The organism is Streptomyces sp. NPDC044719 (assembly GCF_056433405.1).
Genome location: NZ_JBWKHE010000009.1, coordinates 423,856 through 437,630 on the forward strand (window position 1 = coordinate 423,856; position 13,775 = coordinate 437,630).

Here is a 13,775-nt window from a genome sequence, read left to right on the forward strand (position 1 = left end):
CCGCTCGTCGGCGTGGGCGGGCAGTGGCTCGGAGTCCGCCCTCATCTCGGCCGGCGGCTCTCTGCCGAGCCTGGACCCCGTCCCCAAGTGGCCGGGGGCGGTCGCGACCCGCGCGAAGGAGATCGAGCAGGGCGACTGCGGCGCCGGAGAGCGATCCCTCGGCTCTACCGGAAAGCCGCGACGTGCTGTCGGGCCCACGCCGCGAACGTGCGGGGTGCGCGGCCGAGGATCCGTTCGATGTCGGGGCTGATCCGCTGTTCGGCGGGGGTGGGCTCGCCGAGGATGGCCAGCGTCGTCTCGATCACGGACTCGGGCATGAACCGGAGCATCTGGGCCCGGGCCTCGTCACGGGTCTGCTCGACGAAGCGGACAGGTTCGCCGAGCGCGTCCGCGATCGAGTCGGCTCGTTGCCTCGGCGTGCTGAGCGCGGGCCCGGTCAACTCGTACGTCCGGCCGGCGTGTCCGCTCTCGCGCAGCGTCACGGCGGCCGATTCGGCGATGTCGCCCGGATCGACCGTGGGCAGGCCGACGTCGGCGAACGGCGCGGCGACGGTCCTTCGGGTACGTACCGACTCGGCCCAGGCGAACATGTTGGAGTGGAATCCGCCGGGGCGCAGGACGGTCCAGTCCAGGCCTGACTGCCGCACGGCGTCCTCGATGGCGCGTGCCGTTCCACCGTGCGAGGCCGACTCCGGCCGCGTGGCGACTCCTTGTGAGGACAGCAGCACGACCCGCTCGACTCCCCCGGCCTTGGCGACGTCCAGGATGTGCTGCGGATTGAGCAGGTGGGCGCTGGGTCCGCCGTTCTGCAGGAACAGCGCGTCGGCGCCGTCGAGAAGCGGGCGAAGGCTCTCGGCGTCGGTCAGGTCCGCCCTGCGATGCGGAAGCCCTTCCGGGACGTCCGCGCCGGTGATGTTCCGGGACGTCGCGGTCACCCTGTCACCGGCCGCCACGAGCGTCCGTACGAGCGAACTGCCGACGTTGCCGGTCGCCCCCGTCACTACGATCATGAGTAACTCCCCTTGTTCTGCATGTGGTTGACGCCGCCCGACGGCAAGTCCGGGCGAGACAGGGGGACGCTAGCACCGGAAGTAAAGTAGGTACCTACAGGAAAGTAACGGCCCGAAGGGGAAGCGCATGGCCCACGACGCCGCACCGACCGCGTCCGAGACGACCGAACCGGTGCTCGCCTGCCCGATCTCGCCCGTCGTCGACATCGTCTTCAGCCGGTGGACCACACCTGTCCTGTGGACCCTGCACGCACACGGCCGGCAGCGCTTCGTGGAACTGCAGCGGCGCATCGCCCGCATCACCCCGAAGGTGCTGACCCAGCGGCTGCGGCAACTGGAGCGCGACGGGCTGGTCGTGCGCACGTACCACCCGGAGGTCCCGCCTCGCGTCGAGTACGAGATCAGCGAACTCGGCCGCAGCCTCGCTCCGCTCTTCGCACATCTCTCCGAGTGGGCGGCGGGCAACCTGGACAAGGTCGACCGGGCCCGCCGCGAGTACGACGGAGACCCGGCCCGCTAGGACGCGGCCCTACTGCCCCGAGAGCCCCCGGGTGACCAACCCGAGTGCGTCGGCGAGGTGGTCGCGATGTCCTTCCAGTGCTTCCGGGGTGATGCCCCGGCCGGCTGCCTCACGGGCGAAATCGTCGGCCGCGACCTTGAGCACGGCGCTCATCACGCCGGCCTGCACACGGACCTCGAACGTGTCGGGCCGCATGCCCATGCGTTCGGCGAGCACCTCGGTGAACGTCTCTTCCGCACGCTCCCGGAGCGCCAGATAAGCGGCACGCAGCGCGGGTTCTTCGTGGGTCAGCCGGACCACCGCGAGAACCGCCTCGACATCCGCGCCGGAGGACGAGTCGATGACGGGCTCGTAGGCCGTACGCAGGTGCTCGATCAGGCCGAGTCCGGGCGGCCAGGCGTGCAGCACCGTCCGGAAGGCGTCGATCATCTGTGTGAGCAGCGGTTCGACGCAGCTCTCCTTGGTCGGGAAGCAGCGCCACAGCGTGCGTTCGGAGACCCCGGCGGCTTTCGCGATCTGCTCGCCGGACGTGGCGGCCACGCCCTGCTCGGCGAACAGCCGGACGGCGTGGCGGGAGATGTCCAGGCGTTGCCGCCCGCGTTGCTCGTCGCTCACCGGCGGCCGCCCCCGGCGGGGCACGCGCCCGCTGTCCGCCACGAAGTCCTCCATCAGGCGATCTAAACACGTCCCGCACCGTGGGCGGACTGACCGAATCTTTAATGACAGTTACTGCCAACAAACTGCTACGGTCGGGGCGGCTCGAAGATCGCATTCGGAGATCACAGGAGGAGCGCCGTGAGCGTTACCGCCGAGCGTCAGCAACTTCCCTTCCCGAGGCCGAACGTCCTCGACCTCGCGCCTCTGTACGACGTGCTGCGCCGGGAGGCGCCCGTCACGCCGGTCACCACCCCGGCCGGGGACCCCGCCTGGCTGGTCACCCGCTTCGAGGAGGTCCGCGACCTGCTCAGCGACAAGCGACTGGGCCGCTCCCATCCCGAACCGGAACGTGCCTCACGCCTGACGTCCGCCGCCGTACTGGACGGGCCCACCGGCAACTACGACACCGAGGAGGCCGACCACACGCGGATGCGCCGGCTGCTGACCCCGGCGTTCTCGGCCAAGCGGATGCGGATGCTGACCGATCACGTCCAGCACCTGGTCGACGACTGCGTCGACCAGCTGATCACCGAGCACGCCACCACCCCCGGCGGGGTCGTCGACCTGCAGTCCGGGCTGGCCTTCCCGCTGCCGGTGGCGGTCATCTGCCGGCTGCTCGGAGTGCCGGAGAGCGACCGCGAGCGCTTCGCCTCACTGTCGGAGCGCATGTCCGACTACGCCATCGGCGACGCCGCCCACCAGGCGCGGGACGAGTTCAACGAGTACATGACGGGACTCGCCGAGACGAAACGCGGGCAGCCGGGCGAGGACGTGATCTCGGACCTGGTCCACGCGCAGAGCACCGACGCGGACTACGACTACGCCGACATGATCCAGCTCTGCGTCGGGCTGCTGTTCGCCGGGCACGAGACCACGGTCAACCGCATCGGACTGGGCACGCTCTTCCTGCTCACACGCCTCGACCAGTGGCGGGCGCTGACCGCCGATCCCGACGGCCGGGTCAATGCCACCGTCGAGGAGATCATGCGGCTCGGCGCGCCCGGCGACCTCGGCCTGCTGCGGTACGCCCACACCGATGTCGACGTCGCCGGTGTCACCATCCGGCGCGGCGACGCCGTGGTCCTGTCGATCAACGCCGCCAACCGCGACTCCTCCGTCTACACCGACGCCGAGACCTTCGATCCCGACCGCCCCGAACGCAACCACCTCGGTTTCGGCCATGGCGTGCACTTCTGCATCGGCGCGAGCCTGGCCCGTGTCGAACTGCGCGTCGTGTTCGCCACCCTGGCGCGCCGGCTGCCCGGCCTGCGGCTCGCCAAGAAACTGGACGAGCTCGAGGTGCGCACGACCCTCACCGGTGGTGTCACCGAGTTGCCCGTGACCTGGTGATGTTCCCGAGGTGACCCGGTGTCAGTGCGACTCGCGGGTCACCTCGGAGCCGCTGGAGCCCACGAGGAAGTCGAGATCGGCGCCGGTGTCGGCCTGCAGGACGTGGTCGACGTAGAGGCGTTCCCAGCCGCGCCGGGGGTCGGCGAAACCGGTGACGGTGGCCTCGTCCGGGCTTCTGCGGGCGAGTTCGTCCGCGGGGACGTCGACGTCGATCCGGCGGGCCTCGACGTCGAGGATGATGAAGTCGCCGGTCCGCACGAGGGCGAGCGGGCCGCCGGCCGCCGCCTCCGGTGCGACGTGCAGGACGACCGTGCCGTACGCGGTGCCGCTCATCCGGCCGTCGCAGACGCGGACCATGTCACGAACTCCCCGTTCCAGCAGCTTCTTCGGCAGGGGCATGTTCGACACCTCGGGCATGCCCGGGTAGCCCTTGGGACCGCAGCCGCGCAGGACGAGGACGGAGTCGGCGTCGACGTCGAGGTCCGGGTCGTCGATACGGGCGTGGAAGTCCTCGACGCTGTCGAAGACGACGGCCCGGCCCCGGTGCCGGAGCAGGTGCGGGGAGGCGGCGGCCGGTTTCACGAGCGCGCCGTCGGGGGCGAGGTTGCCGCGCAGGACGGCGATGCCGCCCTCGGCGACCAGTGGTTCGGCACGGGTGCGGATGACCTCGCCGTCCCAGATCCCGGCGTCGTCGAGGAAGTCGGCCAAGGGCCTGCCGGTGACGGTCAGCGCGTCGGGATCCAGCAGGTCGCGCACCTCGCGCAGGACGGCGAGCAGGCCGCCCGCACGGTGGAAGTCCTCCATGAGGAAACGCCCGGCCGGCTGGAGGTCCACCAGGACCGGTACCCGGGAGCCGATGCGGTCGAAGTCGTCGAGCGACAGATCGATGCCCAACCGGCCCGCGATGGCCAGGAGATGGACGACGGCGTTGGTCGAGCCGCCGATCGCGGCCAGCGCGACGATGGCGTTCCGGAAGGACGCCTCGGTCAGGAACGTCCCGGGTCGCCGGTCGGCGCCCACCATGTCCACCGCCAGCCGGCCGGTGTGGTGCGCGGCCTCCAGCAGACGGCTGTCAGGGGCCGGGATGCCGGCGGTACCCGGCACGACCGTGCCCAGCGCCTCCGCCACCAGGGCCATCGTCGAGGCCGTGCCCATGGTGTTGCAGTGGCCGCGGCTGCGGATCATCGCCGACTCGGAGCGGGTGAACTGTTCCTGGGAGAGCGTGCCCGCCCGGACCTCCTCCGACAGCTTCCACACACCGGTGCCGCAGCCCAGCAGGCCGCCGCGGAAGGTGCCGTTGAGCATCGGACCGCCGGGCACCACGACCGAGGGCAGGTCCACCGAGGCCGCGGCCATGAGCAGTGACGGGATCGTCTTGTCACAGCCGCCGAGCAGGACCACACCGTCGATGGGGTTGGCCCTGAGCATCTCCTCCGTGGCCATCGCCGCCATGTTCCGCCACAGCATGGCGGTGGGCCGCACCTGCGTCTCCCCCAGCGACACCACCGGCAGGTCCAGCGGGATGCCACCCGCCTCGTACACGCCGTTGCGGACCGAGGCCGCGACCTCGTTCAGGTGCGCGTTGCAGGGAGTCAGGTCCGAGGCGGTGTTGGCGATCGCGATCTGAGGCCGGCCGGCGAAGGCGTCGCCCGGCACTCCGCGTCGCATCCAGGCCCGGTGTATGTAGGCGTTGCGGTCCTCTCCCGCGTACCACTGCGCGCTGCGGAGCCTCTCCATGGAGCCCTTCCGATCGACGGTACGGAGGTCTGCGTTCCGGAACGTGATGAAGCATAAGCAGCCAGTCGACTGATCGACAGACCGCGCCGAGCGCGTCGGAAACCCGTCAATATTCGCCCGGGCGGCGCCAGAACCCCGTCAGCGGGGGCCACAGAGCCCCTACGGGCGCCTACCTTCAGGGCATGGAACGGAGCTCACCGGCAGCCCCGGTCGGCGACCGTCACTGGCGTGACGGTGCGCGGCTCGCGGTGAGCTGCGCTCTGGTGTTCTGCGCCATGTGCCTTCTCGTCGACTGGGACGGCGGAAGCCTGACGCTTCTCCGTGCGCTGCTCTGGGGCGTCCTGTCGGCCGCGGTGCTGGGTGTCCTGCTGCCGCCACAGGTCAGCGCGGGCCCGGGGTGGCTGGCCGTTCGCACCCCTTGGCGCCGGATCGTGGTCCGCACGGACGCGCTGACGGCCGTACGTCAGTACGACGGGGTCTCGTCCCACCTGGTTCTGCGGGACGTCCACGGCCACCGCCTGGAACTCGACCCCCGGATCCTGGCGGCCAACCCCATGCTCTGGCACGAACTCGACACGGGCGTCCGCCGCTCCCTGGAGCGTGGCACGCTGCGCCACGGTGCGGATGTCCTGGAACGACTCGGACACCGCATCGACGACGAGACGGGGAACGCGGTGTTCCGGGCATCGGGCCTCTCCTGACGCCTCCGGCGTCACCGGGCAGGTGAGTGGTGGCGGCGCGTTCGGGAGTTCAGCCGCGCGCCGGTGCACCTCCCCGGCACGCGCCAGGCGTCGGTCTCTCATCCCTCACACGATGGGTTTGTCCGGGTTCCCCTGGCCTCGTCCGGTTCCGGGATGCGTAACTGCTTCACCGGGGGCGGGAATTCCGCCCCGCGACCGGAGGTGACCGCTGTGCACGAAGCGCTCATGACCCTGGAGACCGTGGACTTCTACGAGCCGCCGCTGCTGGCCGAGGCCGGCGCCTACGCCGACCTCACCCAGGGCGAGGGAGGCGGGGAACCCGAAGGCGAGTTCTTCTACCACGACGAGTGACCACGTCCTCCTGCCGGCCCCGCGGCTCTCACGCCGCGGGCCGGTACCCGGTCCGCCCCGTCACCCACCCCTGCGTCGTCACCCACCCCCCTCTTGGAGAGGCCCATGCGCTCCGCCCAGGGCTGCTGGTTCGTCGTTCTCCCCGACCGGGACATCCACCCCCGTGTCATGGCCCGGCTGCGGGACAGCGCCCGCCCGGACGCGCTTCGGGTCGTGCCTCATCCCTCCGGCCGACCGTGGCTCGCCGGCCGCTGGACCGGCGAGGAGATGACCGTGTGCGCCGCCGGTGCGGTACGGCTGGCCGTGGCCGGGACCTGCTCGCTCGACCCCGCGCAACTCGCCGTGCGGGCCCGGAGGATCGGCGATCCGGCGCACATCGAGGCGGCGCTGTCGGGCGCCCACGGCTGTTTCCATGTCATCGCCTCGGTCGCCGGGCACACGTACGTGCGGGGCAGTCACTCGGGGCAGCGGAGGGTGTACCAGGCGGAGGTGGAGGGTGGCACGGTGTGTGCCGACCGCTCGCTGACACTCGCGCTGCTGACCGGAGCCGAACTGGACACCGCGCAGCTGGCCCTGCGACTGGCCGGTGGCCGCGTCCCGCACCCGCTCGCCGGGGGTGCGCTGTGGCGCGGCATCCACGGCGTACAGCCGGGGCAGGCCCTGGAGTCGGGGCCGGACGGCCGGGTGCGTACGCGCGGCTGGTGGCAGCCGCCCGTCGCCGAACTGCCGCTGGCCGAGGCCGCCGCCGGTCTCCGGGAGGCACTGCGCCGGGCGGTCGCGCTGCGGGTCGGCCCCGGTGAGGTGGTGGGCGCGGATCTGTCCGGCGGCATGGACTCCACCTCCCTGTGCTTCCTGGCCGCCGAGGCGGGCGCGCCGCTGGTGGCCGTCACCCTGGACTGGAGCGCGCCCACCAACCAGGACCGTGCCTACGCGGAGCATGCCGCGGGCCGGCTGCCCGGCCTGGAGCATTTGGTGTTCCCCTCCGCCGGTCTGCCGGGCCACTTCAGCGGGCTCGACGAGCGCGGCGAGCCCGCCGACGAGCCGACGGCGGGGCTGCGCGACCGGGCACAACAGCGCCACCTGGCCGAAGCCATGCTCGCGCGCGGCGCCGGACTGCGGCTGTCGGGACACGGCGGAGACCATGTCGTCCAGCCACCGCCCGCCTATCTGCACGGGCTGCTGCGGCACTCGCCGACGGCCGGGCTTCGGCATGCCGCCGGGCGTCGCGCGCGGCACCGATGGCCGCTCGGGGCGACCGTGCGCGCTCTGCTGGAGGGCCACTCGTACGCGTCGTGGCTCACCCAGGCCGCAGAGCAGCTGCTCTCGCCGGCGGCACCGACATCTCTGGGCTGGGGCCCGGGCCCGCGGCTCCCGGCGTGGGCGAGCGCACAGGCGGTCGAGCTGTGCCGCGATCAGCTGCGCGCGGCGGCGCACCGAGCCGAACCCCTGCACCGTGACCGCGGCCGGCACGACTGGATCCGGACAGCGCGGCAGGCGGGCCAGGCCGCCGGGCACCTCACCCACCGCGCCGCGCTCGCGGGCCTGCCGGCCCATGCGCCGTTCTGCGACGACGCCGTCATCGACGCCGCCCTGGCCGCCCGGCCCCACGAGGCGGCGAGCCCCTGGTCGTACAAGCCGCTGCTCGCCGCCGCCATGAACGGCCTGGTACCCGACCACATCCTGCGCCGTACCACCAAGGACCACTGCGGGCCCGAATGGCGAGAGGGCCTGCGGCGGCACCGGCCCGCCCTGGCCGCCTGGGCCGAGGACTCCCGGCTGGTGGCCGCGGGAGTGGCCGACGCCGATCAGCTGCGCCGGGCCCTGCTCTCGCCCCAACTGCTCACCGGCGGGGCCCCGGAGCTGGAGGCCACCCTCGGCGCGGAAGGCTGGCTGCGCGACCTGGAACACCACGATGCCCGGCACGACGCACAGGAGAAGGACGTTGCACCGACTTCGCCCTGATGTCACCGCCTGCGCCACAGGCGACGGCATGGTGCTGCTCGACGAGCGCACCGGCCGATACTGGCAGCTCAACAGCACCGGCGCACTCATCGTCAAGGCGCTCCTCGACGGCGCCGCACCGGATCAGGTGGCCGACCGCCTGGCCGCGACCCGACCGGTGACCCGCGAGCGGGCAGCCGCCGACGTCACCGCCCTCCTAGGCCACCTCCTCAAGGAAGCGCTGGTGACCACCCGGTGAGCCAGGTCCTGGACACCGGCGGCGACCGGCCGCCGGTGAGCCGCCGCATCGCCGCCCGCACCGCCGTCGCCGCCGCCCGGCTCATCGCCTTCCTGCCGCCCCGCCGCATCCGCACCGCCCTGCGCCTGGCCCGCCGCGGCGCCCGGCCCGCCCGTTACGACGAAGCCCTCCGGGCGCGGCAGGACGTGACCGCCGTCAGCACCCTGTGCGCGGGCCGCTACTGCCTCCCCCGTTCCCTGGCAACCGCCCTGCTGTGCCGGATGCACGGCCACTGGCCCACCTGGTGCTCCGGGGTACGCACCTCACCCTTCGCCGCCCACGCCTGGGTGGAGGCGGAGGACCGCCCGGTCGGCGAACCCCCGGGCACCACCGCCTACCGGACGCTGATCACCGTGGAGGCGCCGCACGGCGGGACAGGTCGTCCAGGGAGTGCCTTCGCCATGCGCTGGGGCTGGTGCCGTAGGTCTCGCGGAAGCGGCGGGAGAAGTGGGGCTTGAGCATGCCCGCCCCGGGTACGCGGGCGGGCGTTCCTCAGGTGTGGTGCGGCGCGAGTCAGTCCACGATCACCTCGGCACGCGCCGCCGGGGCCGGCCCGGCGAGCGCGCCGCCGAAGTTCCCTTCGACCTCTGACTTCTCCGCCGCGTTCGGATACGGGTTCGTGCACGCGGTGCCCGCGGTGGAGCCGGACATCAGGCTCGAGCACGGTCCGGGCTTGCGATCGGGCAGGCCCAGGATGTGCCCGAGTTCATGGGCGGAGATACGAATCGTGTTGTAGCCCTGGTTCACCGCCTGCCGCCCGATGTAGACGGTTCCGTTGCCCAGGGTGGTGGGCAGGGCGCGCGGCCAGCCGTTGTCCGCGAGCACCCGTATGTTCGCGCGTTGCCCGGCGGCGGCCGGCCGCAGCTCGACGGCGTCGACACTCTCGTTCCAGATGGCCGCGCCCCGGTCGACCGCGCTCCTGAACTCCGCGGAGCCGCCGGCGTCGTAGAGGAGGACACGAGCGGCGAGGGAAGCACCCTCCGCGTCGGGTGAAGCGGCCACGGCCTGGCCACCGGCCAGGGAGAAGGACACCACCAGGGCAGCGGCCAGGCCGCCGGTCAGCGTACGGACGTGCATGATCGACCTCCTTGTGGGGAAAGGCAGTCGTGCTCATGACATTCTCTGGCCCACTGCCCAGTGGGGACGAAGATGAATCCGTCAATCCGAACCGGCGCCCCAATTCGGTGCGGCGAAACCACCCAGCGCAATCTCGCAATGGCTGCTTCCGCGCGCCCGTCAAACGCGCCTAGCGCCTTGGGGCGGAAGCTTGGCGGCGGGCGCGGGCCCGTCTACCCAGGAGTCATGGATGGTTGGCTCGTTCTCATCATCGTGGTGGGCGTCGTCTGGACGATCTATGAGTACACGCGAAAGCTCCCGGACGGAGCCTGTCTCGACTGCCGAGGCAGGGGGAGGACGTTGACCCGGGAGTACTCCTTGATGAAGGACGGCTACAGGTCGGAATGGGTGAGGTGCCGTAGCTGTCGAGGCTCAGGTAAGGCGCGGTAGCGGCGACCCGTCGTGGAGGGCCCGGCCGCCGCGCTACGCGCTGAACACGGCGTTGCGGCCCAGCAGTTCGGCGCACCACCGGAAGTGCCCGTCGCTGTCGTCCGGCCCGAAGAGGTCGTAGGTGGTGAGGGCGTATGCGGCCTGATAGGCGGTAAGGGTCCCCGGCGCGTAGTCGAGTTCGTGCGCGAAGAGCCGGGTGAGTTCCGCGGCGTGCTCCTCGGCGTGCGGCCCGTACATGTCCCAGACGGCAGCGGTGACGGCCGCTTCGAAGGCCGGGTCGCCCGCGGTCGTGTAGAAGCCGAAGTCCAGTACGGCGACGGGCCGGCCGGCCGAGTCGACGTGGATGTTGGGCGGGACGAGGTCGCCGTGGATCGCGCTCACCGGGGCGTCGGGGAGCGAGCGCAGTGCCTCTCGCGTGCGTGCGACTCCCCCGTCGAAGTCCGGCACATGGACGGCCAGGGCGGCACCGTGCCGTGCCACGGCCCGGGCGACCAGGTCCGCGAGCGCGTTCTGGAAGCGGTCGTGATCCCGCCACAGCGGACGGTCGTCGCCCTGGACGGTCAACCGGCGCATGGCCTCGGTGCCGGGCACGGACGCCAGGCCACGCAGAACGGCAAGGACCCCGTCGCTGTGCTGGGTGGCCAACTCACGCTCGAAGGCCGCGTGCGCGGAGTCCGCCCGCATCGGGACACCGGGCAGTTCGCGGTGTACGTCACCAGGACGCCCTCGTGCTCCTCGACGTCGAAGATCTCCGGAGTGGCGAACGGCAGTGCGTGCCGCGCGATGTCCGCGTACACCTGGCGGGTGAGCTCGATTCCGGCCGGCGGCCGACCGCTCCACACCTTGGCGACCCGGCCCTCGTCCAGCCGGTACACGACGCCCTCCACACCGGCACCGATTCGGCGGGCACCCGTGTACGGCGTTCGGGCCTCGCCGACAAAAACACAAAGGCAAGGAGATCCCTCTCCTTGCCACGCTCAACTTATAGCGCACCAGGGGGCTTGCGGCAAGACCCGGGGGATGGCACAGAATCTCCGGCCGAGGCCACAACCTGGGGATATGGGGACACGGTATGCGTGTGTTGTCGACGAATGAGGCTCGACAGTATGTGTGGGATCTGCAAGAGGTCGAGGAGGCGCAGGTCTCGGTCGTCGGCGGCAAGGGCGCACACCTGGGCGCGCTGTCGCGGATCGAAGGCATCAGCGTTCCGGCCGGCTTCTGCGTGACGACGGACGCCTTCCGGCGGATCATGGCGGATGCACCGTCGATCGACGAGCGGATCGACCAGCTGTCGCGTCTGAGCCCGGACGACCGGGACGCGATCCGCACGCTCAGCGCGGAGATTCGTGGGGCCATCGAAGGGATCGCCCTCCCGGACGAGCTCGCGGCGGCGATCACCCGCCCGCTCACCCGGCTCGGCGAGCAGGCCGCCTACGCCGTCCGCTCCAGCGCGACGGCAGAGGACCTGCCGACGGCCTCCTTCGCCGGCCAGCAGGACACATACCTCAACGTCGTGGGGCCGACCGCGATCCTCCAGGACATCAGCCGGTGCTGGGCCTCGCTGTTCACCGAGCGGGCCGTGACCTACCGTCAGCGCAACGGCATCGACCACCGTACGGTCCACATGGCCGTAGTCGTGCAGCGGATGGTCTTCCCGCACGCGGCCGGCATCCTGTTCACGGCCGACCCCGTCACGGGCGACCGGAAGGTCGCCACCGTGGACGCCGGCTTCGGCCTCGGCGAGGCCCTGGTCTCCGGTGTGGTGAACCCGGACGTCTACAAAGTGCGGGACGGCGAAGTCGTCGCCAAGGCGATCGCCGCCAAAGAACGTGCCGTGCACGCCCTGCCGGACGGCGGAACGCGGGAAGTGGCGATCGACTCGCGACGGCAGGAGCAGCCGGCGCTGACGGATGCGCAGGTCGTGCGGCTCGTAGAGCTCGGGCGGCGGATCGAGGCGCACTTCGGCCGCCCGCAGGACATCGAGTGGTGCCTGGTCGACGACGACTTCCAGATCGTGCAGAGCCGGCCGATCACGACGCTGTTCCCCATCCCCGAGACCGGCGACCAGGAGAATCACGTCTACGTGTCCGTCGGTCATCAGCAGATGATGACCGACCCCATGAAGCCCCTGGGGCTCTCCATGTGGCAGCTGACGGCCATGGTGCCGATGCACGAGGCCGGCGGGAGACTGTTCGTCGACGTCACCCGGCGCCTGGCCTCGCCCGCGAGCCGCGCCGGACTCCTTGACGTCATCGGGAAAGGCGATCCGCTGACCCGGGACGCGCTGGAGACCGTCCTGGACCGCGACGACTTCGTCCCGTCGCTCCCGGACGCGACGCCCGGCGGGCCGCCGGCCGGCGGTGCGCCCGCCCCGATCGAGACCGATCCGGCCGTCGTCACCGAGCTGATCGAGCGCAGCGAGGCGTCCATCGCCGCCCTGGAGGACGGCATCCGGACGAAGACCGGACCGGCGCTGCTCGACTTCCTGCTGGAGGCCTTCGAGGAGCACAAGCGAGTCCTCGGTGATCCGCTGAGCATGCAGGCGATCATGGCGGGGATGGACTCCACGTGGTGGCTCAACGACAAGCTGCGGGAGTGGCTGGGCGAAAAGAACGCGGCTGACACGCTCACCCTGTCCGCCCCCGGCAACGTCACCTCGGAGATGGGGCTGGCGCTGCTCGACGTCGCGGACGTGATCCGCCCGTATCCGGAGCTGGTGGCGTTCCTGAAGGACGTCGAGGACGAAGACTTCCTGGACGAGCTGCCGAAGCTCGCGGGCGGGACCGAAGCGCGCGACGCCATTGAGGCCTACCTCGAGCGGTACGGCATGCGCTGCGTCGGCGAGATCGACATCACGAGGCCGCGCTGGCGCGAGCGCCCCACCACGCTTGTGCCCGTGCTCCTCGACAACGTCAGGAACTTCGAGCCGGGCGCCGCCGAGCGGCGTTTCGAGGAAGGCCGGCGGAAGGCGCGGGAGAAGGAACAGGACGTGCTGTCGCGCTTGCGGGCCCTGCCGGACGGGGAACGGAAAGCCGACGAGGCCAAGCGGATGATCGACCGGGTCAGAACCTTCATCGGGTACCGGGAGTACCCGAAGTACGGCATCGTCAGCCGCTACTTCGTCTACAAGCGGGCCATGCTGGAGGAGGCCGGGCGCCTCGTGCGGGCCGGCGTGCTTGCCGAGAAGGAAGACATCTTCTACCTCACGTTCCAGGAACTTCAGGACGTGGTGCGCTCACACCGGGTGGACGACCGGCTCATCCAGCAGCGCAAGGAGGCGTTCCGGTCGTACACCACGCTCACACCGCCCCGGGTGCTCACCTCGGACGGTGAGGCCCTCACCGGGGCGTACCGGCGCGACGACGTGCCGGCCGGTGCCCTCGTCGGCCTCCCGGTTTCCGCCGGGACCATCGAGGGCAGGGCCCGAGTCGTCCTCGACATGGCGGACGCCGATCTCGAAGCGGGCGACATCCTGGTCACGTCCTTCACGGACCCCAGCTGGTCGCCGCTGTTCGTCGGAATCGCGGGCCTGGTGACGGAGGTGGGCGGCCTGATGACCCATGGCGCGGTGATCGCCCGGGAGTACGGCTTGCCTGCCGTCGTGGGCGTGGAGCGGGCCACCCGGCTCATCCGGGACGGGCAGCGGATCCGTGTGCACGGAACCGACGGGTACATCGAGATCCTGTCCTGACCACTGTCCTTCG

General features: G+C 71.4%; 13 protein-coding genes and 1 pseudogene. 8 read left to right on the forward strand and 6 right to left on the reverse strand.

All coding sequences use genetic code 11. The features are described 5' to 3' along the window. Positions 1 to 164: 164 nt before the first annotated feature. Positions 165 to 1,010 (reverse strand): NAD(P)H-binding protein, encoded by an 846-nt coding sequence (locus AC07DF_RS33885; protein WP_478980042.1) that lies wholly within the window; start codon positions 1,008 to 1,010, stop codon positions 165 to 167. A gap of 127 nt (positions 1,011 to 1,137) precedes the next feature. Between AC07DF_RS33885 and AC07DF_RS33890 the strand changes: the two genes are divergently transcribed. Beyond that, complete coding sequence (locus tag AC07DF_RS33890) at positions 1,138 to 1,530, forward strand: winged helix-turn-helix transcriptional regulator (RefSeq protein ID WP_478980044.1); 393 nt, start codon at positions 1,138 to 1,140, stop codon at positions 1,528 to 1,530. Positions 1,531 to 1,539: 9 nt separating this feature from the next. Here AC07DF_RS33890 and AC07DF_RS33895 read toward each other — a convergent pair whose 3' ends face one another. Next, positions 1,540 to 2,199, reverse strand: coding sequence for a TetR/AcrR family transcriptional regulator (locus AC07DF_RS33895; protein ID WP_478980046.1), 660 nt, complete (start codon positions 2,197 to 2,199; stop codon positions 1,540 to 1,542). A gap of 126 nt (positions 2,200 to 2,325) precedes the next feature. On the opposite strand from AC07DF_RS33895, the gene AC07DF_RS33900 reads away from it, so the two are divergent. Further along, positions 2,326 to 3,537 (forward strand): cytochrome P450, encoded by a 1,212-nt coding sequence (locus tag AC07DF_RS33900; RefSeq protein WP_478980048.1) that lies wholly within the window; start codon positions 2,326 to 2,328, stop codon positions 3,535 to 3,537. Between the two features lie 21 nt (positions 3,538 to 3,558). On the opposite strand, the gene AC07DF_RS33905 is transcribed toward AC07DF_RS33900, so the two are convergent. Next, a complete protein-coding gene (locus AC07DF_RS33905; protein WP_478980050.1) occupies positions 3,559 to 5,274 on the reverse strand; it encodes an IlvD/Edd family dehydratase in 1,716 nt (571 codons plus the stop codon). A gap of 182 nt (positions 5,275 to 5,456) precedes the next feature. On the opposite strand from AC07DF_RS33905, the gene AC07DF_RS33910 reads away from it, so the two are divergent. The 5 genes and pseudogenes from AC07DF_RS33910 to AC07DF_RS33930 form a co-directional block, all read left to right on the forward strand. Next, a complete protein-coding gene (locus tag AC07DF_RS33910) occupies positions 5,457 to 5,975 on the forward strand; it encodes a hypothetical protein (RefSeq protein ID WP_478980052.1) in 519 nt (172 codons plus the stop codon). Between the two features lie 210 nt (positions 5,976 to 6,185). Then, positions 6,186 to 6,326 carry a lasso RiPP family leader peptide-containing protein gene (locus AC07DF_RS33915; protein WP_478980054.1) on the forward strand — a complete coding sequence of 47 codons (141 nt, stop codon included), beginning with the start codon at positions 6,186 to 6,188 and terminating at the stop codon, positions 6,324 to 6,326. Positions 6,327 to 6,431: 105 nt separating this feature from the next. Continuing rightward, positions 6,432 to 8,288, forward strand: coding sequence for an asparagine synthase-related protein (locus AC07DF_RS33920; protein ID WP_478980056.1), 1,857 nt, complete (start codon positions 6,432 to 6,434; stop codon positions 8,286 to 8,288). Between the two features lie 28 nt (positions 8,289 to 8,316). Beyond that, positions 8,317 to 8,526, forward strand: a complete 210-nt coding sequence (locus tag AC07DF_RS33925; protein WP_478980058.1) for a lasso peptide biosynthesis PqqD family chaperone — start codon at positions 8,317 to 8,319, stop codon at positions 8,524 to 8,526. 35 nt (positions 8,527 to 8,561) lie between these two features. Further along, a pseudogene (locus tag AC07DF_RS33930) lies at positions 8,562 to 8,909 on the forward strand (lasso peptide biosynthesis B2 protein); the annotation flags it as partial. 4 nt (positions 8,910 to 8,913) lie between these two features. On the opposite strand, the gene AC07DF_RS33935 reads toward AC07DF_RS33930, so the two are convergent. The 3 genes from AC07DF_RS33935 to AC07DF_RS33945 form a co-directional block, all read right to left on the reverse strand. Beyond that, a complete protein-coding gene (locus AC07DF_RS33935; protein ID WP_478980060.1) occupies positions 8,914 to 9,027 on the reverse strand; it encodes a helix-turn-helix transcriptional regulator in 114 nt (37 codons plus the stop codon). Positions 9,028 to 9,078: 51 nt separating this feature from the next. Beyond that, on the reverse strand, positions 9,079 to 9,642 hold the full coding sequence (locus tag AC07DF_RS33940; RefSeq protein WP_478980062.1) for a snapalysin family zinc-dependent metalloprotease: 564 nt from the start codon (positions 9,640 to 9,642) through the stop codon (positions 9,079 to 9,081). A 462-nt stretch (positions 9,643 to 10,104) separates the two neighbouring features. Continuing rightward, positions 10,105 to 10,755, reverse strand: coding sequence for an aminoglycoside phosphotransferase family protein (locus AC07DF_RS33945; protein ID WP_478980064.1), 651 nt, complete (start codon positions 10,753 to 10,755; stop codon positions 10,105 to 10,107). A 388-nt stretch (positions 10,756 to 11,143) separates the two neighbouring features. Between AC07DF_RS33945 and rph the strand changes: the two genes are divergently transcribed. Then, entirely contained in the window at positions 11,144 to 13,762 is a 2,619-nt protein-coding gene (gene rph, locus AC07DF_RS33950) for a rifamycin-inactivating phosphotransferase (RefSeq protein WP_478980066.1), read from the forward strand. The last annotated feature ends 13 nt before the right edge of the window (positions 13,763 to 13,775 follow it).

What these genes read in the sequence shown, in the direction of transcription:
- AC07DF_RS33885 (WP_478980042.1), bottom strand. Translation starts at nt 1,010, where the DNA reads ATGATCGTAGTGACGGGGGCGACCGGCAACGTCGGCAGTTCGCTCGTA.
- AC07DF_RS33890 (WP_478980044.1), top strand. Translation starts at nt 1,138, where the DNA reads ATGGCCCACGACGCCGCACCGACCGCGTCCGAGACGACCGAACCGGTG.
- AC07DF_RS33895 (WP_478980046.1), bottom strand. Translation starts at nt 2,199, where the DNA reads ATGGAGGACTTCGTGGCGGACAGCGGGCGCGTGCCCCGCCGGGGGCGG.
- AC07DF_RS33905 (WP_478980050.1), bottom strand. Translation starts at nt 5,274, where the DNA reads ATGGAGAGGCTCCGCAGCGCGCAGTGGTACGCGGGAGAGGACCGCAAC.
- AC07DF_RS33910 (WP_478980052.1), top strand. Translation starts at nt 5,457, where the DNA reads ATGGAACGGAGCTCACCGGCAGCCCCGGTCGGCGACCGTCACTGGCGT.
- AC07DF_RS33920 (WP_478980056.1), top strand. Translation starts at nt 6,432, where the DNA reads ATGCGCTCCGCCCAGGGCTGCTGGTTCGTCGTTCTCCCCGACCGGGAC.
- AC07DF_RS33925 (WP_478980058.1), top strand. Translation starts at nt 8,317, where the DNA reads ATGGTGCTGCTCGACGAGCGCACCGGCCGATACTGGCAGCTCAACAGC.
- AC07DF_RS33935 (WP_478980060.1), bottom strand. Translation starts at nt 9,027, where the DNA reads ATGCTCAAGCCCCACTTCTCCCGCCGCTTCCGCGAGACCTACGGCACC.
- AC07DF_RS33940 (WP_478980062.1), bottom strand. Translation starts at nt 9,642, where the DNA reads ATGCACGTCCGTACGCTGACCGGCGGCCTGGCCGCTGCCCTGGTGGTG.
- AC07DF_RS33945 (WP_478980064.1), bottom strand. Translation starts at nt 10,755, where the DNA reads ATGCGGGCGGACTCCGCGCACGCGGCCTTCGAGCGTGAGTTGGCCACC.
- rph (WP_478980066.1), top strand. Translation starts at nt 11,144, where the DNA reads ATGCGTGTGTTGTCGACGAATGAGGCTCGACAGTATGTGTGGGATCTG.